Annotated in this window: 19 protein-coding genes and 1 pseudogene; 16 read left to right on the plus strand and 4 right to left on the minus strand. The window is 67.3% G+C overall.

Annotation, left to right across the window (positions count from 1 at the left end; all coding sequences use genetic code 11):
• From ACXRVZ_RS19350 to ACXRVZ_RS19360, 3 genes and pseudogenes are all read right to left on the minus strand, one after another.
• Positions 1 to 1484 (minus strand): annotated as a pseudogene (locus ACXRVZ_RS19350) (heme utilization protein); the annotation flags it as partial.
• A 341-nt stretch (positions 1485 to 1825) separates the two neighbouring features.
• Positions 1826 to 8119 carry a beta strand repeat-containing protein gene (locus ACXRVZ_RS19355; RefSeq protein ID WP_458232712.1) on the minus strand — a complete coding sequence of 2098 codons (6294 nt, stop codon included), beginning with the start codon at positions 8117 to 8119 and terminating at the stop codon, positions 1826 to 1828.
• Positions 8120 to 8487: 368 nt separating this feature from the next.
• On the minus strand, positions 8488 to 9162 hold the full coding sequence (locus ACXRVZ_RS19360) for a GntR family transcriptional regulator (RefSeq protein WP_457425104.1): 675 nt from the start codon (positions 9160 to 9162) through the stop codon (positions 8488 to 8490).
• An 83-nt stretch (positions 9163 to 9245) separates the two neighbouring features.
• On the opposite strand from ACXRVZ_RS19360, the gene scpA reads away from it, so the two are divergent.
• The 12 genes from scpA to ACXRVZ_RS19420 are packed head-to-tail and all read left to right on the plus strand — an operon-like array spanning position 9246 to position 19625.
• A complete protein-coding gene (gene scpA / locus ACXRVZ_RS19365) occupies positions 9246 to 11405 on the plus strand; it encodes a methylmalonyl-CoA mutase (RefSeq protein ID WP_458232713.1) in 2160 nt (719 codons plus the stop codon).
• A gap of 30 nt (positions 11406 to 11435) precedes the next feature.
• Complete coding sequence (locus tag ACXRVZ_RS19370; RefSeq protein ID WP_457425108.1) at positions 11436 to 11729, plus strand: hypothetical protein; 294 nt, start codon at positions 11436 to 11438, stop codon at positions 11727 to 11729.
• 10 nt (positions 11730 to 11739) lie between these two features.
• Positions 11740 to 12129, plus strand: a complete 390-nt coding sequence (locus tag ACXRVZ_RS19375) for a hypothetical protein (RefSeq protein WP_458232714.1) — start codon at positions 11740 to 11742, stop codon at positions 12127 to 12129.
• Positions 12126 to 12584, plus strand: coding sequence for a GNAT family N-acetyltransferase (locus ACXRVZ_RS19380; protein WP_457425112.1), 459 nt, complete (start codon positions 12126 to 12128; stop codon positions 12582 to 12584). Before ACXRVZ_RS19375 ends, ACXRVZ_RS19380 begins: the two co-directional genes overlap by 4 nt.
• Complete coding sequence (gene meaB / locus ACXRVZ_RS19385) at positions 12581 to 13549, plus strand: methylmalonyl Co-A mutase-associated GTPase MeaB (protein ID WP_457425114.1); 969 nt, start codon at positions 12581 to 12583, stop codon at positions 13547 to 13549. The genes ACXRVZ_RS19380 and meaB overlap by 4 nt, the downstream gene beginning before the upstream one ends.
• Complete coding sequence (locus tag ACXRVZ_RS19390; protein WP_458232715.1) at positions 13546 to 13941, plus strand: VOC family protein; 396 nt, start codon at positions 13546 to 13548, stop codon at positions 13939 to 13941. Before meaB ends, ACXRVZ_RS19390 begins: the two co-directional genes overlap by 4 nt.
• Positions 13942 to 13945: 4 nt before the next feature.
• Positions 13946 to 15478, plus strand: coding sequence for an acyl-CoA carboxylase subunit beta (locus tag ACXRVZ_RS19395; protein ID WP_458232716.1), 1533 nt, complete (start codon positions 13946 to 13948; stop codon positions 15476 to 15478).
• Positions 15475 to 15765, plus strand: coding sequence for a helix-hairpin-helix domain-containing protein (locus tag ACXRVZ_RS19400; RefSeq protein WP_457425120.1), 291 nt, complete (start codon positions 15475 to 15477; stop codon positions 15763 to 15765). The genes ACXRVZ_RS19395 and ACXRVZ_RS19400 overlap by 4 nt, the downstream gene beginning before the upstream one ends.
• A gap of 13 nt (positions 15766 to 15778) precedes the next feature.
• Positions 15779 to 15910: a hypothetical protein gene (locus tag ACXRVZ_RS19405; protein WP_457425122.1), complete on the plus strand. Its 132-nt coding sequence runs from the start codon at positions 15779 to 15781 to the stop codon at positions 15908 to 15910.
• Positions 15903 to 17948 carry an acetyl-CoA carboxylase biotin carboxylase subunit gene (locus tag ACXRVZ_RS19410; RefSeq protein ID WP_458232717.1) on the plus strand — a complete coding sequence of 682 codons (2046 nt, stop codon included), beginning with the start codon at positions 15903 to 15905 and terminating at the stop codon, positions 17946 to 17948. The genes ACXRVZ_RS19405 and ACXRVZ_RS19410 overlap by 8 nt, the downstream gene beginning before the upstream one ends.
• Positions 17941 to 19140 carry an FAD-dependent oxidoreductase gene (locus ACXRVZ_RS19415; protein ID WP_457425126.1) on the plus strand — a complete coding sequence of 400 codons (1200 nt, stop codon included), beginning with the start codon at positions 17941 to 17943 and terminating at the stop codon, positions 19138 to 19140. The genes ACXRVZ_RS19410 and ACXRVZ_RS19415 overlap by 8 nt, the downstream gene beginning before the upstream one ends.
• 8 nt (positions 19141 to 19148) lie before the next feature.
• Positions 19149 to 19625 (plus strand): VOC family protein, encoded by a 477-nt coding sequence (locus ACXRVZ_RS19420; RefSeq protein ID WP_457425128.1) that lies wholly within the window; start codon positions 19149 to 19151, stop codon positions 19623 to 19625.
• On the opposite strand, the gene ACXRVZ_RS19425 is transcribed toward ACXRVZ_RS19420, so the two are convergent.
• Positions 19602 to 21278 carry a vWA domain-containing protein gene (locus ACXRVZ_RS19425; RefSeq protein ID WP_457425130.1) on the minus strand — a complete coding sequence of 559 codons (1677 nt, stop codon included), beginning with the start codon at positions 21276 to 21278 and terminating at the stop codon, positions 19602 to 19604. The two genes, ACXRVZ_RS19420 and ACXRVZ_RS19425, sit on opposite strands and share 24 nt — an antisense overlap.
• A gap of 310 nt (positions 21279 to 21588) precedes the next feature.
• Here ACXRVZ_RS19425 and ACXRVZ_RS19430 point away from each other — a divergent pair, with 310 nt between their 5' ends.
• The 4 genes from ACXRVZ_RS19430 (at position 21589) to leuD (ending at position 25962) form a co-directional block, all read left to right on the plus strand.
• Positions 21589 to 22929 carry a hypothetical protein gene (locus ACXRVZ_RS19430; RefSeq protein WP_458232718.1) on the plus strand — a complete coding sequence of 447 codons (1341 nt, stop codon included), beginning with the start codon at positions 21589 to 21591 and terminating at the stop codon, positions 22927 to 22929.
• Between the two features lie 81 nt (positions 22930 to 23010).
• Entirely contained in the window at positions 23011 to 23904 is an 894-nt protein-coding gene (locus tag ACXRVZ_RS19435; RefSeq protein ID WP_457425134.1) for a LysR family transcriptional regulator, read from the plus strand.
• Positions 23901 to 25313: a 3-isopropylmalate dehydratase large subunit gene (gene leuC, locus ACXRVZ_RS19440; RefSeq protein WP_458232719.1), complete on the plus strand. Its 1413-nt coding sequence runs from the start codon at positions 23901 to 23903 to the stop codon at positions 25311 to 25313. The genes ACXRVZ_RS19435 and leuC overlap by 4 nt, the downstream gene beginning before the upstream one ends.
• Before the next feature lies 1 nt (position 25314).
• Positions 25315 to 25962 (plus strand): 3-isopropylmalate dehydratase small subunit, encoded by a 648-nt coding sequence (leuD, locus tag ACXRVZ_RS19445; protein ID WP_457425138.1) that lies wholly within the window; start codon positions 25315 to 25317, stop codon positions 25960 to 25962.

Raw genomic sequence — 25962 nt, forward strand, 5'->3', positions numbered from 1 at the left:
CCCTTGACCTGCAGGGTGCTCAGCGAGGCGATCTGTGCGGTGGACATCGAGCCCACGGCGTCGCTGGCGAGCGCACCCACCTGGTCGGACGACAGGCCGCCCAGCGCCGCAGTCGTCACGGCACGCAGGTCGGCCGTTTCGAGCTTGGCCAGTTGGGCGGTCGTCAGCGAACCGAACTGGCTGGAGGTCAACGCGGCGAACTGGGCCGTGCCCAGTGCGTTCAGGTTGTCCGTCGCGAGGTTGCCCAGCTGCGTGGTGTTCAGCGCCTGGACCTGGCCGGAGGACAGGTTGGAGAACTGGTCGCTGGTCAGGTGGTTGAGGTCGGCCGTGCCGAGCGTGTTGACTTGCGCTGTCGTCAGCGCATTGATCTGCGTGCTGCTCAGCGCGCGCAGCTGATCGCTGGTGAAGGCGTCCAGTTGGTCGGACGACAGGTTGCGCAGTGCAACCGTCGAGATCGACTTGATGTCGCCCGTCTCGATGGCGGCCAGTTGCGCGGTGGACAGTGCACCGGCTTGCGTGGAGGTCAGCGCGGCGACCTGGCCCGTGGTCAGCGCCGCCATGTCGCCCGTCGTCAGGCCCTTGATCTGCGTCGTGCCGAGCGAGCCGACCTGGGCGTTGGACAGCGCGCCGACGGCATCGCTGGCGAGCGCGCCGATCTGGTCGGAGCTCAGCGCGTTCAGCGCCGTTGTCGACACGGCGCGCAGGTCGGCCGTCTCCAGCTTGGCGAGCTGGGCGGTGGTCAGCGCGCTGAACTGGCTGGAGCTCAAGGCAGCGAACTGCGCGGTGTCGAGCGCATTCAGGCTGTCGCTGCTCAGCTTGCTCAGCTGCGTGCTGCTCAGGGCCTGGACCTGGACGGTGGTCAGGTTGGCGACCTGGCCGGTCGTCAGGCTGTTGAGGTCGGCCGTGCCCAGCGTGTTGACCTGGGCTGTGCTCAGCGCGGTGATCTGCGTGCTGCTGAGAGCGCGCAGCTGGTCGCTGGTGAAGGCGTCGAGCTGGTCGGAAGACAGGTTGCGCACGGCGCTCGTCGCCAGCGACTTGATGTCAGCCGTCTCGATGGCGGCGATCTGTGCGGTGGTGAGCTTGCCGGCCTGGCCGGACGTCAGCGCGCCAATCTGAGACGACGTCAGCGCCGCCATGTCGGCAGTCGTCAGGCCCTGGATCTGCGAGGTGGACAGCGCGGCGATCTGGTTTGTGCCCAGCGCCTGGACTTGGTCGGTCTTGAGGCCGAGGATCTGGTCGGACTTGAGGCCGGCGAGCGCGGGGACGGACAACGCGCGCAGGTCTTCGGTCTGGAAGGCGCGCAGTTGGTCAGTGCTCAACGCAGACAGGCCGCTGGAGGTGATCGCAGCGGCCTGTGTGGTGGTCAGGGCAATGAGCTGGTCGGAACTGAAGGCAGCCCAATCCTCCGTCGTGAATCCCGCGATCGTCGCTGTGGACAGATTCGGGATGGTCGACGCAGGAATGTTGGGGATGATGGTTGCCATGGTTTTTTACCTGCTGTACTGATGTCCACCGCGTCCAGGGACGTGATGGTTTTTGTCTTCTCTAGCCTGCGCCACCGCGCCGAAGGCATTCCCTGAGCAGCGCCCGCAGCGGTCGAAGAGTTCCTCCGACCTGCCGCGTTGACGCAAAAAACTGAACTTCGCTAACGCTGCCGTCTCAGCCGTCGAAATGTGATTTCCACACGGGCGCGACGGCATGGCGCTTGCGTGATGTCATGCTATTGACGGTCGCTTCCGGGTAATCGGCAAAAAGGCGTGCTTTCCTAAGCTTTGCCTCGACCGTCCGGCAGAACGCCGGACGGTTCGGGGACGATTTCACGAACTCACAACCACCCGCCGCTGTTGTTGCGGCGTTGCTCGTCTTCCTCGGCCAGCTTGCGGTCGATGGCGGCGAGGTGGGCGTCAGGCGAGGGCAGGGCGGCGTGGGCGAGATCGACCGTCGCCGCGCCGAGCAGCGCCTCGCTCGGCGGCGCCAGCACGTCGGTCAGGCTGACCTTCGCGTCATGGCCGTCGTCGGCCTTCTGCGGCTGCACGTCCTTGGCAAACCAGACGTCGGCCATGTCGTGCTTGGCGCCGTCGGTCGTCGTGTAGCTGGACACCAGCCCCACGAGGTTGCCGTTGTCCATGCCGCTGCCCTTGACCGCGTTCAGGTCGAGCGAGGCRACGCCCAGCTCGTCCAGCGACTTCAGCTCGCCGCTGTCCGTYTTGCCGTCGTGGTTGGCGTCGACCCAGACCTTCARTTCCTTCCAGTTGGCGTCGTGCAGGTCCAGCTTGCCGTCGTGGTTSSTGTCCTGCTCAGCCATGGCGGCGTAGCCGTCCTTGGCGTGCTTGCCGTTGGCCAGGACGGTCCCCATGCCGAACAGTTCGCTGCCGTTGTTGATGACGCCGTCATGGTTGCGGTCCATCACCAGCAGGCCGTCGTTGCCCGCCACCCAGCCGACCTTGTTCACCTGGCCGGTGCCCAGCAGGTCGAAGTTGACGCCCTGGGCGGCAGCCAGCGTGTTGACGCCGTGGCCGTCCAGGTCCAGTGCAACCGGCGTGACCGCGAAGTAGGCGTTCAACTGGGCGGTGCTCAGCTCGCTGATGGCGGACGTGGTCAGCGCGTCGAGTTGCGCCATGCTCATCGCCGCGATGTCGCGCGTTTCCAGGCCGCTGATCTGGTCGGACGTGATGCTGTGGATCTGGTCGGTCGTCAGCGACGCGGCTTGCGCCGTGGTCAGCGCCGTGAGCTGCGTCACCTTCAGGTCGTCGAACTGGTCCGTCGTCAGGGCGGCGATCTGGGTCGTGCTCATCGCGGCGATGTGCGCCGTGGTCAGCGCGCGCAGGTCGTCGGTTTCCAGTGCCGCGACTTGGGCATTGGTGAAGGACTTGACCTGGACGCTGGTCATGACGGCGAACTGCGACGTCGTGAAGGCGTTCAGGTCGTCGGTGCCCAGCGTGCTGATCTGGCTGGTCGTCAGCAGCGACACGCGGGCGCCCAGGCCGGTCAGCTGGTCGGTCGTCAAGGCATCCAGCTGCGTGGCGCTGATGGCCTGCAGAGAGGCTGAAGACAACCTGGCCAGGTCATCCGAGTCGATGGCGACGATCTGGTCGGTCGACAGCGAGTTGACTTGGGCCGTCGTCAGTGCCGCGACCTGTGCGGAGGTCATGGCCGTCATGTCGGCTGCCGCCAGGCCCTGCATCTGGGCTGTGGAGAGCGACACGATCTGTGCCGTGCTGAAGGCGGCGATGTGGTCCGTTTCCAGCGAAGCCAGTTGATCGGAGCTCAGGCCTTGCAGCGCCGCCGTCGTGACGGCACGCAGGTCGGCCGTCTCCAACGCGCCGAGCTGGTCGGACGTGAGCGAGGCGAACTGGCTGGACGACAGCGTGGCGAACTGCGCCGAACCCAGGGCGTTCAGGTTCTCCGTGCTCAGGTGGCTCAGCTGCTCGGTGGTCAGCACGCGGATCTGCGCGGTGGAGAACTTGTTGAGCTGGTCGGACGCGAGGCTGTTGAGGTCGTCCGTGTTCAGCGTGCTGACCTGRGCSGTGGTCAGCGCGGTGATCTGRCCGCTGGTCAGGGCGCGGAGTTGGTCGCTGGTGAAGGCGTCRAGCTGCTCGCTGGACAGCGCGCGCAGGGCGGTCGTCGTGATCGAGCGCATGTCGGCCACGTCGATGGCGGCRAGCTGGTCGGAGTTCAGCGCRGCCAGTTGGGCCGAGCCCAGCACGGCGATCTGCGCGGAACCCAGGGCCGACATGTCGGCGGTCTCCAGGCCWGGCAGTTGCGCGGTCGTCAGCGAGCTGATCTGRGCCGTGCTCAGGCCGGCCACGCCGTCGGAGCTGAGGTTCTGGATCTGGTCGGAMGACAGGCCACGCAGCGCGGTGGTGGTGACGGCGCGCAGGTCGGCCGTCTCCAGSGCGCCAAGCTGGGTGCTGGTGAGCGAGGCGAACTGGCTGGACGACAGCGTGGCGAACTGSGMCGAGCCCAGCGAGTTCAGGCCGTCGGTGGTCAGGTGGCTGAGCTGCTCGGTGGTCAGCGATTGCACCTGGCCCGTGGTCAGGCGCACGAACTGCTCGGACGTCAGGCTGTTGAGGTCATCCGTGTTCAGGGTGCTGACCTGGGCCGTGGTCAGGGCGGCGATCTGGCCGGTGCTCAGCGCGCGCAGCTGGTCGCTGGTCAGCGCGTCGAGCTGGGTGCTGGACAGCGCGCGCAGGGCGGCCGTCGTGATCGAGCGCATGTYGGCCACGTCGATGGCGGCGAGCTGGTCGGTGCCCAGCGAGGCCAGCTGCGCCGAGCCCAGCACGGCGATCTGCGCGGAGCCCAGGGCCGACAGGTCAGCGGTCTCCAGGCCTTGCAGCTGCGCGGTCGTCAGCGTGGAGACCTGGGCCGTGCTCAGGCCGGCGATGCCATCAGAGCTGAGGCTCTGCACCTGGTCGGACGACAGGCCACGCAGCGCGGCGGTGGTGACGGCGCGCAGGTCGGCCGTCTCCAGTGCCCCGAGCTGGGTGCTGGTGAGCGAGCCCAACTGGGCCGAGGACAGCGTGGCGAACTGGGCCGAGCCCATGGCGTTGAGGCTGTCGGTGTTCAGGTTGCTCAGCTGTTCGGTCGTCAGCGCCTGGACTTGGGTCGTCGAAAGACGGGCGATCTGCTCCGTCGTCAGCACGTTGAGGTCGCCGGTGGTGATGCCGTTGAACTGCGGGTTGGTCGTCAGCGCGTTCAGCTGGGCGCTGGTGAGGCCGCGCAACTGGTCGCTGGTCAGGCCGTCGATCTGCTCGGTGGACAGCGCACGCAGCGCCGTCGTGGACAGGGCGCGGATGTCGGGCGCATCGATGGACGAGAGCTGGTCGGTGGACAGCGCCTGGACCTGGGCCGAGTTCAGCACGCCCACCTGGGCGGAGCTCAACGCGGACATGTCTGCCGTCTCCAGACCTTGCACCTGGGCGCTGGTCAACGAGGAGACCTGGGCCGTGCTCAGGCTGGCGATTTCGTCGGAGGTCAGCGCCTGGATCTGGTCGGACGACAGGCCACGCAGGGCGGCAGTCGTGACGGCGCGCAGGTCGGCCGTCTCCAACGCGCCGAGCTGGTCGGATGTCAGCGAAGCGAACTGGCTGGACGAGAGCGTGGCGAACTGGGCCGAACCGAGCGCGTTGAGGCTGTCGGAGGCCAGGTTGCTCAGCTGCTCGGTCGTCAGCACGCGGATCTGGGCGGTGCTGAGCTTGTTGAACTGGTCGGATGCGAGGCTGTTCAGGTCTTCGGTGTTGAAGGTGCTGACCTGGGCCGTCGTCAGTGCACCAATCTGCACGGAGGACAGGGCGCGCAGCTGATCGCTGCTGAGGCCGTCGATCTGGGTGCTGCTCAGAGCGCGCAGCGCCGCCGTCGACAGGAAGCGGACGTCGCCGACTTCGATGGCGGCGAGCTGCTCGGTGTTCAGCGCGGCGACCTGCGTGGCGCTCAGCGAGGCCACCTGGGCGGTGCCCAGGGCGGCCAGATCGGCGGTTTCCAGTCCCTGGAGCTGCGTGGTGGACAGCGAGGCGATCTGCGTGGTGGTCAGCACACTGATCGAATCGGAACTCAGCGCGTGGATCTGGTCGGAACTCAGGCCTTGCAGCGCCGCCGTCGTGATGGCGCGCATGTCGGCCGTCTCCAGCGCCCCGATCTGGTCGGACGTGAGCGACGCGAACTGTGTGGACGACAGCGTGGCGAACTGCGCCGTGCCCAGCGCGTTGAGGCTGTCGGTGGCGAGGTTGCTGAGTTGCTCCGTCGTCAGCACGCGGATCTGCGCGGTGGAGAACTTGTTGAGCTGGTCGGACGCGAGGCTGTTGAGGTCGTCCGTATTCAGTGTGCTGACCTGGGCGGTGGTCAGGGCGGTGATCTGGCCGCTGGTCAGAGCGCGGAGCTGGTCGGTGGTCAGCGCGTCGAGCTGGGTGCTGGACAGCGCGCGCAGAGCGGTCGTCGTGATCGAGCGCATGTCGGCGACGTCGATGGCGGCGAGCTGGTCGGTACCCAGCGAGGCCAGCTGTGCCGAGCCCAGCACGGCGATCTGCGCGGAACCCAGTGCCGACAGGTCGGCGGTCTCCAGGCCGGGCAGTTGCGCGGTCGTCAGCGAACCGATTTGGGCCGTGCTCAGGCCGGCAATGCCGTCGGAGCTGAGGCTGTGGATCTGGTCGGACGACAGGCCGCGCAGCGCGGCGGTAGTGACGGCGCGCAGGTCGGCCGTCTCGAGGGCGCCGAGCTGGTCGGACGTGAGCGAGGCGAACTGGCTGGACGACAGCGTGGCGAACTGGACCGAGCCCAGCGAGTTCAGGCTGTCGGTGGTCAGATGGCTGAGCTGTTCGCTGGTCAGCGCCTGCACTTGCGCCGTGGTCAGGCGCACGAACTGCTCGGACGTCAGGCTGTTGAGGTCGTCCGTGTTCAGCGTGCTGACCTGGGCCGTGGTCAGGGCGATGATCTGGCCGGTGCTCAGGGCTTGGAGCTGGTCGCTGGTCAGCGCGTCCAGCTGGGTGCTGGACAGGGCACGCAGGGCAGCCGTCGTGATCGAACGCATGTCGGCCACGTCGATGGCGGCGAGCTGGTCGGTGCTCAGCGAGGCCAGCTGTGCCGAGCCCAAAGCGGCGATCTGGGCGGAGCCCAGGGCCGACAGGTCGGCGGTTTCCAGGCCTTGCAGCTGCGCGGTCGTCAGCGCGCCGATCTGGGTGGTGGTCAGGTTGCCCACCGCGTCGGAGCTGAGAGTCTGGATCTGGTCGGACGACAGGCCACGCAGCGCGGCGGTCGTGACGGCGCGCAGATCGGCCGTCTCCAGTGTGCTGAGCTGGCTGGACGTCAGCGAGGCGAACTGGGCGGACGTCAGCGTGGCGAACTGGGCCGTGCCGAGCGCGTTGAGGCTGTCGGTGGCGAGATTGCTGAGTTGCTCCGTCGTCAGCGACTGCACCTGGGCGGTGGAGAGCTTGTTGAACTGGTCAGACGCGAGGCTGTTGAGGTCGGCGGTGTTGAGCGTGCTGACCTGGGCGGTGGTCAAGGCACCGATCTGCACGGAGGTCAGGGCGCGCAGCTGGTCGCTGGTCAGGCCGTCGAGCTGGGTGCTGCTCAGGGCGCGCAGGGCGGCCGTCGACAGGAAGCGGATGTCGCCTTCTTCAATGGCGGCGAGCTGGTCGGTGCTCAACGAGGCAACCTGAGTGGCGCTCAGCGCGGCCACCTGGCTGGTGCCCAGAGCGGCCACGTCGACGGTCTCCAGACCCTGGAGCTGCGCGGTGGACAGCGAGGCGATCTGCGTGGTGGTCAGCACGCTGACCGATTCGGAGCTCAGCGTCGTGATCTGGTCGGAGCTCAGGCCTTGCAGCGCGGCGGTCGTGACGGCGCGCAGGTCGGCTGTCTCCAACGTGCCGAGCTGGCTGGACGTGAGCGAGGCGAACTGGCTGGACGACAGCGTGGCGAACTGGGCCGATCCGAGCGCGTTGAGGCTGTCGGTGGCGAGATTGCTGAGCTGCTCCGTCGTCAGCGCCCGGACCTGGGCGGTGGACAGCTTGTTGAACTGGTCAGACGAGAAGCTGTTCAGGTCTGCCGTGTTGAGCGTGCTGACCTGGGCGGTGGTCAGCGCGGTGATCTGGGAAGAGGTGAACGCGCGCAGTTGTTCGCTGGTCAAGCCGTCCAGTTGCGTGCTGGTCAGGCCGCGAATCGCCGTCGTGGACAGGAATTTGACGTCGACTGCCTCAAGCGACGAGAGCTGGTCTGTTGACAGGCCGCTGACCTGGGCCGAGCTCAGCGCGCCGACCTGAGATGACGTCAGGGCCACCATGTCTGCGGTGTTGAGTCCCGCCAATTGGCTGGTGCTCAGCCGGCCGATCTGCGTTGTGCTGAACGCCTGCACCTGTTCGGTGGTCAGGAAGCCGATCTGGTCGGACGCGAAGCCGCCGATGGACGCCGTGGAGATGGCGCGCAGGTCTTCCGGCTGAAAGGACCGGATCTGGTCGCTGGACAGGACGGAGAGGCCGCTGGAGGTGATCACCGCGGCTTGGGCGGTGGTGAGGGCCACCAGCTGGTCGGTGCTGAAAGCAGCCCAGTCCTCGGTCGTGAAGTCCCGAATCGTTGCCGTGGTCAGGCCGGGAATCCGCGAAACCGGAATGAATGGGACGATGCTTGCCATGCTGTTCTACCTGTTGTGCTGATGTCCGGCCGCGACTCCGCGGGAGCCGGCAGTGATGCGTCAAATGGATTTGCCCTCGACACCTAAGGCGCGAACTTGTGGCGCGCGGGCTGGCGCTCTTTTTGAGAACGCCAGTCGTATCCCTAGATTTCAAGTGCTTCGATCGGTTATCGGGCCGACACGACTTGACTTGAGGAACAAAGTCTCAAATCCGCCGTGTTGGCGCGAAAACCGATCGCCTGCCCACGGCTCGGACACCCAAGCCGGGGGTGGTTTACCCAGTGGTTGGCATGCTAGTTAGGGGTTGCGCAGTCCACGCGGGGATAAGCCGGCCGTTTCGGTGGCAGTTCACGGGCGCCGACAATCCTTCAGAAAGCCGTCTGAGTCGCGTTCAAGCCGTTACAAAAATGGGCTGTGACAAGTTCACGGCAGCTTTCCGCATCCCGCGAAAGCAGCGCCTTGACGATGGCGCGGTGCTCTTCCAGCGACTCCGACAGCCGTCCCTCCCGGAACAGCGAATGGTGGCGGTTGAGCTTCATCAGCCGGCGCAGGTCGCCGACGATCTGCAGCCGCCAGCGGTTGCCGTCGATCTCCAGCACGCGCAGATGAAAGCGCTCATTGGCGGCGAAGAAGGCGTCGCGCGAAGTTGTGGATTCATGCAGCGCTTCCTCCAGCGCACGGTGCAGTTCGCCCAGCTCTGCCAGTTCGGCGTCGGTCGCACGGGTGGCGACTTCAGCGGCGGCATCACTTTCTAGAAGAGAGAGCAGTTGGTAGGCTTCCCGCACATCCCGCTCGCTCATCTCGGTCACGTAGGCGCCGCGGCGCAGCTTCATCGTCACCAGGCCTTCGGCGGCCAGCACCTTCAACGCCTCGCGCAGCGGTGTGCGGCTGATGCCCAGCTCGCCGCACAGCTTCAGTTCGTCTATCCACGCGCCCGGCTCCAGCTCCCGCGCCAGGATCTGCTGGCGCAGCCGGTCAGCCACCTGTTCATACAGGGCGGTGGAGGCGAACGGGGTCGCGTGGTCGAGCAAACCGGCGGGCATGGCGCCGAGTGTAGGGGGAATCTGAATTCATAATTATGAATAACGGTCCGGCTATGATGCCGGCTCAGACAAGGAGAAGTTCGATGTCGGACGGCAGTCGCGCCCCGGAATTCAAGACCGCCACGCTGGAGCAGTGGGAAAAGGCTGCGGCCAAGTCCGCCCCCGGCGGCGATGTGAGCGCGCTGAACTGGGTCACGCCCGAGGGGCTGGTCGTCAAACCGCTCTACACGGCCGCCGACGTGGCCGGCCTGCAGCACGCCGACACGCTCCCCGGCTTCGAGCCCTTTCTGCGTGGCCCGCAGGCGACGATGTACGCCGCCCGGCCGTGGACCATCCGCCAGTACGCCGGCTTCTCCACTGCCGAGGAAAGCAACGCCTTTTATAGAAAGGCGCTCGCCGCCGGCGGCCAGGGTGTGTCGGTCGCCTTCGACTTGGCCACCCACCGCGGTTACGACAGCGACCACCCGCGCGTGACCGGCGACGTCGGCAAGGCCGGTGTGGCCATCGACTCGGTGGAGGACATGAAGATCCTGTTCGACGGCATCCCGCTGGACACGGTGTCTGTGTCCATGACCATGAACGGCGCCGTGCTGCCGGTGCTGGCCGGCTACGTCGTCGCGGCGGAAGAGCAGGGCGTGCCGCAGGAGAAGCTGGCGGGGACCATCCAGAACGACATCCTCAAGGAGTTCATGGTCCGCAACACCTATATCTACCCGCCGGCACCCAGCATGCGCATCGTCGGCGACATCATTGAATACACGGCGCAGAAGATGCCGAAGTTCAACTCGATCAGCATTTCCGGCTATCACATGCAGGAGGCCGGGGCGACCCAGGCGCTGGAGCTGGCCTTCACGCTGGCCGACGGCAAGGAGTATGTGAAGACGGCGATCGCGAAGGGCCTGGCGGTCGACGACTTCGCGCCGCGCCTGTCCTTTTTCTGGGCCATCGGGATGAACTTCTATCTCGAGATCGCCAAGATGCGCGCGGCCCGGCTGCTGTGGACGCGGATCATGAAAGGCTTTGGCGCGACCGCGCCCAAGAGCCTGATGCTGCGCACCCACTGCCAGACCTCCGGCTGGAGCCTGACCGCGCAGGACCCATACAACAACGTCGTGCGCACCACCATCGAGGCCATGGCCGCCGTCTTCGGCGGTACGCAGTCCTTGCACACCAACTCGCTGGACGAAGCCATCGCGCTGCCCACCGAGTTCAGCAGCCGCATCGCGCGCAACACCCAGCTGATCATCCAGGAAGAGACCCACATCACCAGTGTCATCGATCCCTGGGCCGGCAGCTACATGATGGAGAAGCTGACCCAGGACATGGCCGACCAGGCCTGGGTGCTGATCGAGGAAGTCGACGCCATGGGCGGCATGACCAAGGCCGTCGATTCCGGCTGGGCCAAGCTGAAGATCGAGGCCAGCGCGGCCGAGAAGCAGGCGCGCATCGACTCCGGCGCGGACGTCATCGTCGGCGTCAACAAGTACAAGCTCGCCAAGGAAGATCCCATCGACATCCTCGACGTGGACAACGTCAAGGTGCGCGACGGGCAGATCGCGCGGCTGAACAAGATCAAGGCTATGCGCGACGCGGCCGCCGTTCAATCGGCGCTGGCCGCACTGACGCAGGCCGCCGAGACGGGCGAAGGCAACCTGCTCGACCTCGCCATCAAGGCCGTGCGCCTGCGCGCGACGGTGGGCGAGGTGTCCGACGCACTGGAAGCCGTCTACGGCCGGCACCGTGCCGACACGCACAAGGTCAGCGGTGTCTACGCGGCAGCTTACGACTCGGCCGAGGGCTGGGCCAAGCTGCAAGGCGAGATAGCGGCCTTTGGCGACGAACACGGCCGCCGCCCGCGCGTGATGATCGCCAAGCTCGGCCAGGACGGCCACGACCGCGGCGCCAAGGTCGTCGCCACCGCGTTTGCCGACCTGGGCTTCGACGTCGACATCGGCCCGCTGTTCCAGACCCCAGAGGAATGCGCCCGCCAGGCCATCGAGAACGATGTTCATGCGGTCGGTGTGTCCACGCTGGCCGCCGGCCACAAGACGCTGGTGCCGGCCATCATTGAAGAGCTGAAAAAGCAGGGCGCCGACGACATCATCGTCTTCGTTGGCGGCGTCGTCCCGGCGCAGGACTACGACTTCCTGTATGCGTCGGGCGTCAAGGGCGTCTATGGGCCGGGTACGCCCATTCCGGCCAGCGCGAAAGACGTTCTCGAGCAAATCCGCAAGGCGTTGTGATACTGTAATACGGTATTTCAGGAGACCGTCATGGCCGTATCTGTCCGCATGGACCCGCTGATGGAAAAGGAGCTCGAACTGGCCGCCAAGCGCAAAGGCGTGACCAAGTCGCAGTTCATCATTGACGCCGTCGAGCGCGCGCTCGGGCGCAAGGACCCGTATCAGCTACTGCTGCAGGCCAAGGCCGAAACCGAGCGCGATCCGCGCTACGAAGAAGTCAGGCAGGCATTCGCTGGGGAGCCTCAGGAGCCGTACGACACCGAGAAGTCGCGCGCTGCGCTGATTGCAAAGTTGAGAGCAAAGCATGGCCTCGGCCCTGGTTGACGCTAGCGCCATGGTTGCCGCGTTCGGTCAGGGCGAGCCCGAGGCCGAGCGTTACATCGATCTGCTCAGGCTCGCTGCCTTGGAGCGTTGGACACTCAGCACGACGTGGCCTTGCGTGATCGAGGCCAGCTATCTCGTGGCGGCGCCGTACCGCTACGCGCTGTTGAATTGGGTGGGCAACGGCGGGTTGTCGGTGTTTCCGTTCGAGCAACAGCATCTGCTCGACTTCATTCCCGTCATGCAGCGCTACACCAACCGGCCCCGCACCGAGATGGACCTGGCCGACGCCTCGCTTGTGTGGCTCGCCGAGGAAACCGGCGTCACGCGCATCCTGACGCTGGACCAGCGCGATTTCTCCCGTTACCGCCTGGCCGATGGCCGGGCGTTCGAGATCCTGTGAGCGGGCCGGCCATTTCGCTGGCGCCCGTCGCCGACGCCGACTTCGAGGACATGTTGGCGCTGCGCATAGCGGCGCTGCGCGAGAGCCTGGAGCGGCTGGGCCGCTTCGACCCCGACGCGTCCCGCGCCCGACTTCTCGCGCAGTTCATGCCCGAATGCATGCGGCATTTGTGCGTGGCCGATGAGCACGTCGGCTACTTCACCCTCATGCCGCGCGAACAGTCGCTGCACCTGCAGCACCTCTATCTGAAACCGGGCTGGCAAGGGCAGGGCATCGGCGCCTGGGTCATCGAGCACATCAAGCAGCAGGCGCGTGCCGCCGGTAAGCCCATCACCCTTGGCGCCTTGCGTGGTAGCCGGGCCAATGCCTTCTATCTGCGACACGGCTTTGACTTGGTGAGAGAACTCGAAGTCGACATCGAGTACCGCTGGGTGCCACCGGGAGCAGCAAGTTGAATCTCGCCGCTGCCCTTCAAGCCGGCGACCGCCGCGCGCTGGCCAAGGCCATCACGCTGGTTGAGTCCACGCGTGCCGACCACCGCGAGCAGGCCGATGCGCTGTTGACCGCGCTGATGCCCGCCACCGGCGGCGCGCTGCGCCTGGGTATCTCCGGCGTGCCGGGCGTGGGCAAGAGCACCTTCATCGAGGCCTTTGGCCTGCTGCTGCTGGAGCGTGGCCACCGCGTCGCGGTGCTGACGGTGGACCCATCCAGCAGCGTGTCGGGCGGCGCCATCCTGGGCGACAAGACGCGCATGGAGCGGCTGTCCATGGACCAGCGCGCCTTCATCCGCCCCAGCCCCAGCAGCGGCACGCTGGGCGGCGTGGCCGGGAAGACGCGCGAGGCCATGCTGCTGTGCGAGGCGGCGGGCTACGACATCGTCATCGTCGAGACGGTCGGCGTCGGCCAGAGCGAGACGGCCGTCGCCGGCATGACCGACCTCTACCTGCTGCTGCAACTGCCCAACGCGGGCGACGACCTGCAGGCGATCAAGAAGGGCGTCATGGAACTGGCCGACCTCGTCGTCATCAACAAGGCCGACCTCGACCCCGCTGCGGCCATGCGCGCTCAGGCCCAGATCACGTCCGCGCTGCGGCTGCTGCCCACACACGCCCACGCGGCGCCAAGCGTGCTGCAGGTCAGCGCGTTGAAGGCCGATGGCATCGCGCCGCTCTGGGACGCCATCTGCACGCAGCGCGATGCGCGCCAGGCCAGCGGCTCCTGGGCGGCCAAGCGCCGTGAACAGTCCCTCGCCTGGATGTGGGAGCGCCTGCAGGCCGGCCTGCGCCAGGCCTTCGTCACCCACCCCGGCATGGCCGCGCGCCTGGAGGCCGCCACGGCCGAGGTGCGCGACGGCCGCACACCCGCATCCACCGCGGCACGCCAGTTGCTGGCGGCTTTCCAGCTTCGGAGTTCCTCATGATCACTGGCCTGAATCACATCAACCTGCGCGCGCCTGCCGAACTGCTGGCCACGCTGCGCGACTTCTACCGTGACGTGCTGGGCCTGACGGTCGGCCCGCGCCCCGATTTCGACAGCGACGGCTTCTGGCTCTATGCCGGCGGTCATCCGATCGTGCATCTGTCGACCCAGCGCTCGCACGAGCCAGTGCGTGGCCCGGTGAACCCGAGCGCGCCGACGACCTTTGACCACACGGCCTTTTATGGCACCGAATCCAAGGCCACGGCCGCCCACCTGGCCGCGCTGGGCGTGACCTTCCACGAGTCACGCTCGGCGGTCACGCGCCAGCACCAGTTCTTCCTGCAAGACCCCGCCGGCAATGGCGTGGAGATCAATTTCCCTTTTGAGGGCTGAAACCATGCACGACATCCTGCAAGCGCTGGAAGAAAAGCGCGCCCGCGCCCGGCTCGGTGGCGGCGAGAAGCGCATTGCCGCCCAGCACGCCAAGGGCAAGCTGACCGCCCGCGAGCGGTTGGAACTGCTGTTCGACGAAGGCAGCTTCGAGGAATGGGACATGTTCGTCGAGCACCGCTGCGTGGACTTCGGCATGCAGGACAACAAGATCCCCGGCGACGGCGTCGTCACCGGCTACGGCATGATCAACGGCCGCCTGGCCTTCGCCTTCAGCCAGGACTTCACCGTCTTCGGCGGCGCGCTCAGCGAGGCCCATGCCGAGAAGATCTGCAAGGTGATGGACCAGGCCATGAAGGTTGGCGCCCCGGTCATCGGCCTGAACGACTCGGGCGGTGCGCGCATCCAGGAGGGTGTCGCGTCACTGGGGGGTTATGCCGACGTGTTCCAGCGCAACGTGATGGCCTCCGGCGTCATCCCGCAGATCAGCATGATCATGGGCCCCTGTGCCGGCGGCGCGGTGTATTCGCCGGCCATGACCGACTTCATCTTCATGGTGCGCGACAGCAGCTACATGTTCGTCACCGGCCCCGAGGTCGTGAAGACCGTGACGCACGAGGAAGTGACTGCCGAGGAACTGGGCGGCGCCACCACACACAACAGCAAGAGTGGCGTGGCCGACCTGTCCTTTGAGAACGATGTCGAGGCGCTGCTGATGCTGCGCCGCTTCTTCAACTACCTGCCGCTCTCCAACCGCGAGAAGGCGCCTTGCCGCCCCAGCGGCGACCCAGCCACGCGCCTGGACTACTCGCTCGACACCCTGGTGCCCGAGAACGCCAACAAGCCCTACGACATCAAGGAGCTGATCCTCAAGGTTGTCGACGATGGCGACTTCTTCGAGCTGCAGCCCGACTACGCCAGGAACATCGTCACCGGCTTTGCGCGCATGGAGGGCCTGACGGTGGGCATCGTCGCCAACCAGCCGCTGGTGCTGGCCGGCTGCCTGGACATCAAGAGCAGCATCAAGGCGGCGCGTTTCGTGCGCTTCTGCGATGCGTTCAGCATCCCGGTCGTCACCTTCGTCGACGTGCCCGGCTTCATGCCCGGCACGTCCCAGGAGTACGGCGGCATCATCAAGCACGGTGCCAAGCTGCTCTACGCCTACGCCGAGGCCACGGTGCCCAAGATCACCGTCATCACCCGCAAGGCCTATGGCGGCGCGTATGACGTGATGGCCTCCAAGCACCTGCGCGGCGACGTCAACTTCGCCTGGCCCAACGCCGAGATTGCCGTGATGGGCGCCAAGGGCGCGGTGGAGATCATCTTCCGCGAGGACAAGGGCGACCCTGAGAAGCTGGCCGCCCGCGAGGCCGAGTACAAGGCCCGCTTCGCCAACCCCTTCATCGCCGGCAGCCGCGGCTTCATCGACGACGTCATCCAGCCGCACGAGACCCGCAAGCGCATCTGCCGCTCGCTGGCCATGCTGAAGGACAAGAAGCTGGAGAACCCGTGGCGCAAGCACGGGAACATCCCGCTGTGAGCAAGGCAAGCTGCGGCGCTGAGGCCAGGCGGCTTACCGACATCCCCAACATCGGCAAGGCGATGGAGGCCGACCTGATCAGCTTGGGGCTGACGACGCCGGCCGACGTGAAGCGCATGGACCCGATGAAGACCTACGACCGCCTGCGCGACCCCATGGGCCAGCGCCATGACCCCTGCGTGCTCGACACCTTCATGGCCGCGCACGACTTCATGAACGGCGGGCCCGCCCAGCCGTGGTGGCACTTCACCGAGCAGCGCAAGAAGCTGTTGGGCAAGACCAAGTAAACAGAGGCTCCCAATGTTCACCAAGATCCTGATTGCCAACCGTGGTGTTCGCGCCGAAGGCGCGGTCGCGCCAGCGACAGATTGCCTGATGACCGGCGCGGCCGGGCACGCAGGCGATTTCCGCGCGGAGACACAGCATGTTTGACAAGATCCTCATCGCCAACCGCGGGGAAATCGCCTGCCGGGTCATCGCGACGGCCAAGAAGATGGGCATCGCCACCGTCGCCGTCTACTCCGAGGCCGACAAGGACGCCCGCCATGTCGAGCTGGCCGACGAGGCCGTGCTGCTCGGCCCCGCGCCTTCGCGCGAGAGCTATCTTGTTGCTGACAAGATCATTGCCGCCGCCAAGAGCACCGGCGCGCAGGCTATCCACCCCGGCTACGGCTTCCTGTCCGAGAACGAGGCCTTCGCGCGCCGCGTGGAGGAAGAAGGCCTGGTCTTCATCGGCCCCAAGCACGCCAGCATCGCGGCCATGGGCGACAAGATCGCGTCCAAGAAGCTGGCCACCGCAGCCGGCGTCAACACCATCCCGGGCCACAACGAGCCCATCCTGTCGCCCGAAGAAGCCGTCGGCATCGCGGCGCGCATCGGCTACCCCGTCATGATCAAAGCCAGCGCCGGCGGCGGCGGCAAGGGCTTGCGCGCGGCCTTCAACGACAAGGAGGCCTTCGAGGGCTTCACGTCCTGCCGCAACGAGGCCCGTAACAGCTTTGGCGACGACCGCGTCTTCATCGAGAAATTCGTCGAGGAGCCCCGCCACATCGAGATACAGGTACTGGGTGATGCGCAAGGCCAGGTCGTCTACCTGTGGGAGCGCGAATGCTCCATCCAGCGCCGCCACCAGAAGGTCATCGAGGAGGCGCCGTCGCCCTTCATCAGCGAGGCCACGCGCCGCGCCATGGGTGAGCAGGCCGTGGCGTTGGCCAAGGCCGTCAACTACCAGAGCGCCGGCACGGTGGAGTTCGTCGTCGGCAAGGACCAGAGCTTCTACTTCCTGGAGATGAACACGCGGCTGCAGGTGGAGCACCCGGTCACCGAATGCATCACGGGCTTGGACCTCGTCGAGCAGATGATCCGCGTCGCGGCGGGCGAGCCGCTGTCGTTCACGCAAGACCAGATCAAGCGCGACGGCTGGGCCATCGAATGCCGCATCAATGCGGAAGACCCTTTCCGAAACTTCCTGCCGTCCACCGGTCGACTGGTGCGTTATCAGCCGCCGGAAACGAGCATGCAGCAAGGCGAGCCGAGCCGCTTCGGCGTGCGTGTGGACACCGGCGTCTACGAGGGTGGCGAGATCCCGATGTTCTACGACTCGATGATCGCCAAGCTCATCGTGCATGGCCGCGACCGCGCCGAGGCGATTGGCAAGATGCGCGAGGCGCTGAACGGCTTCGTCATCCGCGGTGTGTCCAGCAACATCCCCTTCCAGGCTGCGCTGCTGGCCCACCCAGACTTTGCGAGTGGCGACTTCAACACCGGCTTCATCGCCCAGCACTACGCCGCTGGCTTCRAGGCCGAGGACGTGCCACACGACGACCCGCTCTTCCTCGTCGCGCTGGCCGGTTTCATCCGCCGCAAGGCCCGCGAACGTGAGGCCGGCATCAGCGGCCAACTGCGCGGCCACGAGGTGCAGATCGAGCATGACTACGTCGCCGTCGTCAACCTCGGCGGCGGCCGCAGCGAGCAGCACCCCATGCACATCAGCGAGTTCGCCGGTGCCCTGGGCGAGGCGCGCGTGCAGGTGCGCGACAAGGACTACCGCATCGTCAGCCGCTCGCGCCTGAACGACGTGCGCATCACCGGCACCGTCAACGGCCTGGCCTTCACGGCCCAGGCCGAGCGCGGCACGGCCAGGAACCCGCTGGCCTACCGCATCCATCACGGCGGCCGCTCCATCGAGCTGACCGTGCTGAGCCCCCGCGCGGCGGAGTTGCAGACGTTGATGCCCTTCAAGGCACCGCCGGACACGAGCAAGTTCCTGCTGTCGCCCATGCCCGGCTTGCTCGTTCACCTGGCCGCCCAGGTCGGCCAGACCGTGCAGGCCGGCGAGCGCCTGGCCGTCATCGAGGCGATGAAGATGGAGAACATCCTCACAGCCGGCCAGGATGTGACCGTGGCCGAGGTGCTGGCCAAGCCGGGCGAGAGCCTGTCGGTCGACCAGCCCATCCTGCGCTTTGCCTGAGCCGACCGTCGCCATCGTCGGCGCCGGCGTGGCCGGCGCGGCGGCGGCCGTGCGGYTGGCCGAGCGCGGCGTTGCCGTCACGCTCTACGAGGCCGTTCCGGAGCCCAAACCCATCGGCGCTGGCCTGCTGCTGCAGCCTACGGGCCAGCGCGTGCTGGCGGCCATGGGCTTGCTGGACGAGGCACTGGCGCTGGGTGTCCGTGTGGACCGGCTGTTCGGCGACACGCCATCCGGCCGCGCCGTGCTGAACATGAGCTACCAGCGCTTCCACCCCGAGGCTTATGGCTTGGGGCTGCAGCGCGGCGCTTTGATGGGCCTGCTGTGGAGGCGCGTGCGCGAGCTGGGCATCCCGTGGCATTGCGGCGCGGCGGTCGAGGGCTTTGAGCAGGACGCGAGCGGCATCATCCTGAGCCTGAGCGGCGCCGAGCCCGTGCGGCACAGCGCGCTGATCCTCGCCAACGGCAGCTTCTCTCGGCTGCGCGAGGGCATGAAGGTCAAGCAGAGCGCTCGGCTTTTCCCCTGGGGCGCCGTCTGGACCGTGCTGCCGGCACCGCCGGGCTTCCCGCAGATCGAACTGCGCCAGCGCTTCCGCTCGGCCTCGCAGATGCTGGGGCTGATGCCCGTCGGCAAGGCGGCCGATGACGATGCCGAACAAGGCATCAACCTGTTCTGGAGCCTGCCGGTTGCGGAACTCGACGGTTGGCCAGCCCGCATCGGTCTCGCCCAACTCAAGCAGCGCATGGCCGAGCTCTTCCCCGACGTCACACCGCTGCTCGCCGGCCTGCACGACGCCGCCCAGCTGCGCGAGGCGCGCTACGCCGACGTGCACATGGCCCGCTGGCACGACGGCCGGGTGCTCGCCATCGGCGACTGCGCCCACGGCATGAGCCCGCAGCTGGGGCAGGGCGCCAACATGGCGCTGATCGACGCGCATGAACTCGCGGCCGAAGTCGGTGGCGACTGGCCCGGCGCCTTCGCGCGCTACAGCCAACGCCGCCGCGCCCACCTGCGCTTCTACGGCCAGGCCAGCAAGGGACTGACGCCGATGTTCCAGTCCCACGCCGTCGTCGCGCCCTGGCTGCGCGACCGCTTCTTCGGCTGGGGTGGCCGGCTGCCCTACATCCATCAACAATCCATCGCCACGCTGGCCGGGGTCAAGACCGGCTGGCTGTGGGGGCGGTTCAAACTCTGAAGACGACCATGACCGACACGCGCCCCTTCAAGGTTCTCGGCCTGCAACAGATCGCCATCGGCGGCCTCGACAAAGCCAAGCTGCGCCACCTGTGGGTGGACCTGCTGGGCGTGCCGGTGACCGGCAACTTCGTCAGCGAGCGCGAGAACGTCGACGAGGACATCTGCACGCTGGGGCAGGGCGCCTATGCGGTGGAGGTGGACCTGATGCAGCCGCTGGACCCCGACAAGAAACCCGCCGTCCACGCCACGCCGCTCAACCACATCGGCCTGTGGGTGGACGACCTGCCCGCCGCCGTGCAGTGGCTGGAGTCGCAAGGCCTTCGCTTTGCCCCAGGTGGCATTCGTCGCGGCGCGGCCGGCCACGACATCTGCTTCGTCCACCCCAAGGGCAATGACCAGTTCCCGTTCGGCGGCGAGGGCGTGCTGATCGAACTTGTCCAGGCGCCGCCGGATGTGGTCTTAGCGCTTCAAGCTGCCCGATAGCTCTACCAGCCGCTCGAACTCCGCGCGGTGCCCGTAGCGGTCCGTGCTGCGCGCGTCATGCGCCAGCGCGGCAATCTGCTGCGGGCCGTAGTCGCCGATCTGCGTGCTGCCGCGCAGCCATTGCCCCCAGGCGGCCACGGCGACGGCGAAGCGCAGGTCGGCGTCCGCCTTGGCCAGCGCCGGCCAGGCTGCGGCCTTGGTGATGGGTAGTTGAACGAGCTTGCTCTCCGCCTGCCCCGGCGGCTTGTAGCGCAGCTTCAGCCAGGCCAACTCCCTGGCGTGCGGGTCGGCGGGCTTGGCGTCCTTGCTCTCGCCGTAGCGCAGCGGGTCCACCGTGCCCTTGGCGCCGGTGGGGATGATCTCGTACAGCGCCGTCACCGTGTGGCCGGCACCAATGTCGCCGGCGTCCACCTTGTCGTCGTTGAACTGCTGGCGCGTCAGGTTGTTCAGCTCGTAGCCGATGAGGCGGTATTCCTGCACCAGCGCCGGGTTGAACTCGATCTGCAGCTTCAGGTCCTGGGCGATGACGGCGAGCGTGCTGGTCATCTCGTTGACGAGCACCTTGTGCGCCTCCTGCAGCGTGTCCAGGTAGTGGTAGCTGCCGTCGCCCACGTCGGCGAGCTTCTTCATCAGCGCCTCGTTGTAGTTGCTGTCGCCCACGCCCAGCGCCGTCAGGCTCACGCCGCGTTTGCGTTCACCCTCCACCAAGGTCTTCAGCTCGTCCGCGCTCGTCACGCCGATGTTGAGGTCGCCGTCGGTGGCCAGCAGCACGCGGTTGATGCCTTCGCTGATGAAGCCGGCGCGGGCCTGTGCGTAGGCCAAGCGGATGCCCGCCTCGCCATAKGTGCCGCCGCCGGCACTGAGCGTGTCGATGGCGGCGTGGATGGCGTCCTTCCGGTCGCCCGGCGTGGCCTCCAGCACGACGCGCGTGCCGTTGGCATAGCTGACGATGCCGACGCGGTCCTGTGCGCGCAGCTGGTTGGTCAGCAGATGCAGGGCCGAACGCACCAGCGGCAGCCGGTCCTGCGGGCCCATGGAGCCGGACACGTCGACGAGGAAGACCAGATTGGCCGGCGGCAGGCTCTGCTTGGCCAGGTCCTGCCCCTTGACGGCGATGCGTAGCAGGCCGCGCTCGGCGTTCCACGGCGACGCGACGAGGCGGGCATCGACGGCAAACGGCGTGGCCGCATTCGCCGCCGGTGCGGCGTAGTCGTAGCCGAAGTAGTTGACCAGTTCCTCCACGCGCACAGCGTCGCGCGGGGGCAGGGCGCCGCGGTTCAGGAAGCGGCGCACATTGGCGTAGCTGCCGGTGTCCACGCTGGCGCTGAAGGTCGAGACCGGCACCTCGGCGACGCGCTGCCAGGGGCGGTCGTCGAAGCGGGTGTACTGGGCTGTGGATGGCGGCGGCGCGATTGCGCGCGTCGGAGCAGGCATGTACGCCAGCGCCGCGATGGCCGCGTGAGGCACTGGCACCTGAGTCGCCGCAATCGGACTGGGTTGCGGCGCGCCTTCGACGCGCTCCAGCTTGGGCGCCCCTGGTGCGTCCGGCCGGGGTGCCTCGGCGCCCTGGTTGAGTTGCTGCGCGCAGCCGTTCAGGCCGAGGGCAATGAGCAGTGCAAGGCCGAGCCGCCGTGGGCTCAGGGTCTGGGTCATCTGGAACTCCCTTGGGCGGTGAGCGCCCTGGCGTCGCAACGTGTCACGCAGTCATCGCGCCGACACGGCCAGCCCCGGACAAACCCGAGCTTTGACTTGCGGCGAAGCGGCACTTCCCCAACCGCTGCTTCTGCCGTGCCGTACCTGCCCGTAACCTGTGTGCAGCAAATCTTGCGCGTGCTGCGCTGGGCTGACYGGCCCGTGGCACACCGGGAGGCGGGGTGGCCACGAGCAACCCCGTGGATTCGGTCGCAAGGCTTTGCTCGGCCGCCGGGGCCAGAATCTGCGCCTTCGCCTTTCACGCCGCCCGATGCGCCACACCCTTTTCCTGCTGGCCTTGCTGCCCACCTTCGCGCAGGCCTGGGGCAACCACAGCCCCATGTGCTACCGCGCCTTCGAGCGCATGCCCGAGGTGGCCGCCGCCGCCGCCGTGAAGGCCGAACCGCTGGTTGATTTCCTGCGCGACCAGGAAGCGGCCATCGCTCGCACGCTGGATGCCCAGGAAGCCTGGGCCCGCGAACACCTGAAGGGCCATGCGGCGCGGCCCGATGCGCTGCGCTTCCTGCCCGATGCCAAACGCAGCGACGCCGACCGCCGCACTGCCTTGCTGCGCGCGTTGCGCCTGTCGCCGCAGTCCCGGCTGGCGCTCTATCTCCAGGTCGACCCGCGCGAAGCCGAGTCCACGCGGCCGGCCATAGCCGTCAGCCAGGTCTCCGCCGTCACCCCGTCCAAGGGCGCCACGCAGCGCTTTGTCGCCTTGCTGCCCGGCGAGGCAGTCGCGCCGCTGGCCGTGCTGGCCTCGGCGTGCGACGAGCCCGACTACGGCCACGACCTGAATCTCTTCGACGACAACCCGGGCAGCCCTGCCAACCCGGCCTACGGCTTCGGCAAGCAGCCCTTCGGCAACCCGGCCGTCGGCATCGGCTCGCAGGCGCCCTTCCACATGGGCTTCTTCCACCAGGGCGCCGTCTTCAACACGCTGGCGCCCAGCTTCGCGCGCACCTTTGCCGAACTGCGCGTGCAGCAGTACGGCGGCCTGGCCGTGCTGGCCTGGCAGACCGGCCACGCCTACTGGGGCTGGCGCTTCGCCGGCTTGGCGCTGCACCACGTGCAAGACCTGACCCAGCCCTATCACGCCAGTGCCGCCCCGGGCGCCACGCTGGGCCACATGATGTGGGTCAACCTGAAGGCCCAGCTTGGCGCGCCGGCCGACCGGCAAGGCCTGGTCGTGCTGCAGAGCAACCGGCACTTCGTGCTGGAGCAGTTCCAGACCCGCTGGATCATCGACGCGGCCCGCCAACGCCGTGACGGCCCGCTGGAGACGGCTCTGCGCGGCGCCGCCCGCGACGCCCGCTATCCGCCCTGGAGCCCGAGCTATGTGCGCGACGTTGTCGCCGCCGAGGCCTTCGCCGCCGGCCCGGCAACGGATGCAGCCGTCGTCGTCGGCGCGCCGGCGAATTTCGTCACTGACCCCAATTTCGATTTCGCGGCCAACGAGGCCCAGCTTGGCCCGGAACTGGCGCGCGACCTGCAGGGCCAGCGCGACGCGCTGCAGCGCGAGATCGCCGAACTGCTGGGCCACTTTGGCGCCCACAGCCGCAACGCGCTGCGCGGGTTGCTCAAGCAGGCAGACAGCCAAACGACACGTTGAGGTTCGCCTATGGCGAAATCACAATCGCTTTTTTGCGCATAATCGTGTTCTTCGCGAAGGCTATGCTGGAGTCAAACGATCATGCGCCACGACCTCACCACTCTCAATCTCGTGCTGGCCATCGAGCAGACCCGCTCGATCACCCGTGGCGCCGCCCAGGAACACCTGGCGCTGGCAGCGGCCAGCAAGCGCCTGTCTGACCTCGAAAGCCGCCTCGGCGTGCAGCTTTTTGAGCGGCGGGCGCGCGGTGTCGAGCCGACCGAGGCGGGCCGGGCGCTGGTGCGCCATATCCGCTCGCTGCATGCGTCCCTCTACGCCCTCGAAACCGAGGTCATGGAGTTTTCGCGCGGCATCAAGGGCCATCTGCGCATCGCCTCCAACACCAGCGCCATCGCGGAATGCCTGCCGCCTTACCTCGTCGAGTTCTCCCAGGCCCATGCGCAGATCCGCATCAGCCTGGAAGACCTGACCAGCGCCGAAGTGCAGGCTGCCGTGGCCGAAGGGCGTGCGGACGTTGGCGTCTTCACGGCGCCAGTGCTGGACAACCGCGTGCAGGCCTGGGTCTTCGCCCGCAGCCGCTTGGCGGCGCTCGTCCCACTCAAGCACCCGCTGGCCAGCCGCGAGACGGTGAGCTTCGACGACCTGCTGGGCTATGACCTCATCGGCCTGAACGCCGGTGCCAGCGCTCAGGAGTTGATGCGCGAACAGGCCGCTGCCCGCGGCCAGACCCTCAACGCTCGCCTGCAGGTGCGCGGCTTCGACGGCATCGCCCAACTGGTCGAGTCCGGCCTCGGCGTCGCCGTTTTGCCCGAACAACCCGCCGAGCGCTTCACCCGCGTCTTCGGCGTGCGCTGCCTGCGACTTGAAGAGTCGTGGGCCGAGCGCGACTATTACCTGGGTGTGCTGCGCCAACAGCGCTTGCCCACCGTGGTGCAACGCTTCGTGGACACCCTCATTCCTCGAGAAAAGCAATGACCTCCCGTACCCTTTACGACAAGCTCTGGGACGAGCATGTCGTGCACTCCCAACCGGATGGCACGGCACTGCTCTACATCGACCGCCACCTCGTGCACGAGGTGACCAGCCCGCAGGCCTTCGAAGGCCTGGACCTGGCCGGCCGCAAGGTCTGGCGCCTGTCGGCCAACCTCGCGGTCAGCGACCACAACGTGCCGACGACGGACCGTTCGCAAGGCATCGCCGACCCCATCTCCAAACTGCAGGTCGACACGCTGGACGCCAACTGCGACCGCGTCGGCATCACGCAGTTCAAGATGAACGACAAGCGCCAGGGCATCGTGCATGTCATCGGCCCGGAGCAGGGCGCCACGCTGCCCGGCATGACCGTTGTCTGCGGCGACAGCCACACGTCCACCCACGGCGCCTTCGGCGCGCTGGCGCATGGCATCGGCACCAGCGAGGTCGAGCATGTGCTGGCCACGCAGACGCTGTCGGCCAAGAAGGCCAAGAACCTGCTCGTCAAGGTCGAAGGCCAATGCCCCAAGGGCGTCGGCGCCAAGGACATCGTCCTGGCCATCATCGGCAAGATCGGCACGGCCGGCGGCAATGGCTACACCATCGAGTTTGCGGGCGCGGCTATCCGCTCACTGTCGATGGAAGGTCGCATGACCGTCTGCAACATGGCCATCGAAGCCGGCGCCCGCGCAGGCCTGATCGGTGTAGACGACACGACCATCGCCTACGTGAAGGGCCGCCCCTTCTCGCCGAACGGCGTGGAGTGGGACCAGGCCGTCGCCTACTGGCGCACGCTGCACACCGATGCCGGCGCGCATTTCGACAAGGTCGTCGAGCTGGACGCTGCACAGATCCGCCCGCAGGTCAGCTGGGGCACCTCGCCCGAGATGGTGTTGGCCATCGATGACCGCGTGCCCGACCCGGACAAGGAAAAGGACGCCGTCAAGCGCGGCGCCATCGAGCGCGCGCTGACCTATATGGCGCTGGAACCCAACAAGGCCATCAGCGACATCCACGTCGACAAGGTCTTCATCGGCTCCTGCACCAACAGCCGCATCGAGGACATGCGCGAGGCTGCCGCCGTCGTGCGCCGCGTCGGTGGCCGCCTGGCCAAGAACATCAAGCTGGCCCTGGTCGTGCCGGGTTCCGGCCTCGTCAAGGCGCAGGCGGAAGCCGAAGGCTTGGACCAGGTCTTCAAGGCCGCCGGCTTCGAGTGGCGCGAGCCGGGCTGCTCCATGTGCCTGGCGATGAACGCCGACCGGCTGGAGCCGGGCGAGCGCTGTGCATCGACGAGCAACCGTAATTTCGAAGGCCGGCAGGGCGCCGGTGGTCGCACGCATCTGGTCAGCCCGGCTATGGCCGCTGCTGCCGCGATGACCGGCCATTTCGTTGACGTGAGGACGCTGGCCTGATATGGACAAGTTCACCATCCACAAGGGTCTCGTCGCGCCCATGGACCGCGACAACGTCGACACCGACGCCATCATCCCCAAGCAGTTCCTGAAGTCGATCAAGCGCAGCGGCTTCGGCCCCAACCTGTTTGACGAATGGCGCTACCTGGACCACGGCGAGCCCGGCCAGGACCCTGCCAGCCGCAAGCACAACCCCGAGTTCGTGCTGAACCAGCCGCGCTATGCCGGCGCCAGCGTGCTGATCGCGCGCAGCAACTTCGGCTGCGGCTCCAGCCGCGAGCACGCACCCTGGGCGCTGCAGCAGTACGGCTTCCGCGCCATCCTGGCGCCCAGCTTCGCCGACATCTTCTTCAACAACTGCTTCAAGAACGGCCTGTTGCCCATCGTGCTGCCGGAAAGCGCCATCGCGCGCCTGTTCGACGAGGTCTACGCCTTCCCGGGCTACCAGCTCATCGTCGACCTGCCGCGCCAGGTGGTGGTGAAGCCCGACGGCGCCGAACTGCCCTTCGATATCGAGCCCTTCCGCAAGGAGTGCCTGATCGGCGGCCTCGACGAGATCGGCCTGACGTTGCAGCACACTGACAAGATTCGCGCCTACGAGGCTGCCCGCATCGCTGCGAAGCCCTGGCTCAACAACCGAGTGATTTGA

The organism is Roseateles sp. P5_E8, from assembly GCF_054177665.1.

Coding starts and splice junctions, on each gene's coding strand:
- ACXRVZ_RS19375 (WP_458232714.1), top strand. CDS start 11,740: ATGGTTGCCGCGTTCGGTCAGGGCGAGCCCGAGGCCGAGCGTTACATC.
- ACXRVZ_RS19405 (WP_457425122.1), top strand. CDS start 15,779: ATGTTCACCAAGATCCTGATTGCCAACCGTGGTGTTCGCGCCGAAGGC.
- ACXRVZ_RS19395 (WP_458232716.1), top strand. CDS start 13,946: ATGCACGACATCCTGCAAGCGCTGGAAGAAAAGCGCGCCCGCGCCCGG.
- ACXRVZ_RS19390 (WP_458232715.1), top strand. CDS start 13,546: ATGATCACTGGCCTGAATCACATCAACCTGCGCGCGCCTGCCGAACTG.
- leuC (WP_458232719.1), top strand. CDS start 23,901: ATGACCTCCCGTACCCTTTACGACAAGCTCTGGGACGAGCATGTCGTG.
- leuD (WP_457425138.1), top strand. CDS start 25,315: ATGGACAAGTTCACCATCCACAAGGGTCTCGTCGCGCCCATGGACCGC.
- ACXRVZ_RS19435 (WP_457425134.1), top strand. CDS start 23,011: ATGCGCCACGACCTCACCACTCTCAATCTCGTGCTGGCCATCGAGCAG.
- ACXRVZ_RS19420 (WP_457425128.1), top strand. CDS start 19,149: ATGACCGACACGCGCCCCTTCAAGGTTCTCGGCCTGCAACAGATCGCC.
- ACXRVZ_RS19370 (WP_457425108.1), top strand. CDS start 11,436: ATGGCCGTATCTGTCCGCATGGACCCGCTGATGGAAAAGGAGCTCGAA.
- scpA (WP_458232713.1), top strand. CDS start 9,246: ATGTCGGACGGCAGTCGCGCCCCGGAATTCAAGACCGCCACGCTGGAG.
- ACXRVZ_RS19430 (WP_458232718.1), top strand. CDS start 21,589: ATGCGCCACACCCTTTTCCTGCTGGCCTTGCTGCCCACCTTCGCGCAG.
- ACXRVZ_RS19360 (WP_457425104.1), bottom strand. CDS start 9,162: ATGCCCGCCGGTTTGCTCGACCACGCGACCCCGTTCGCCTCCACCGCC.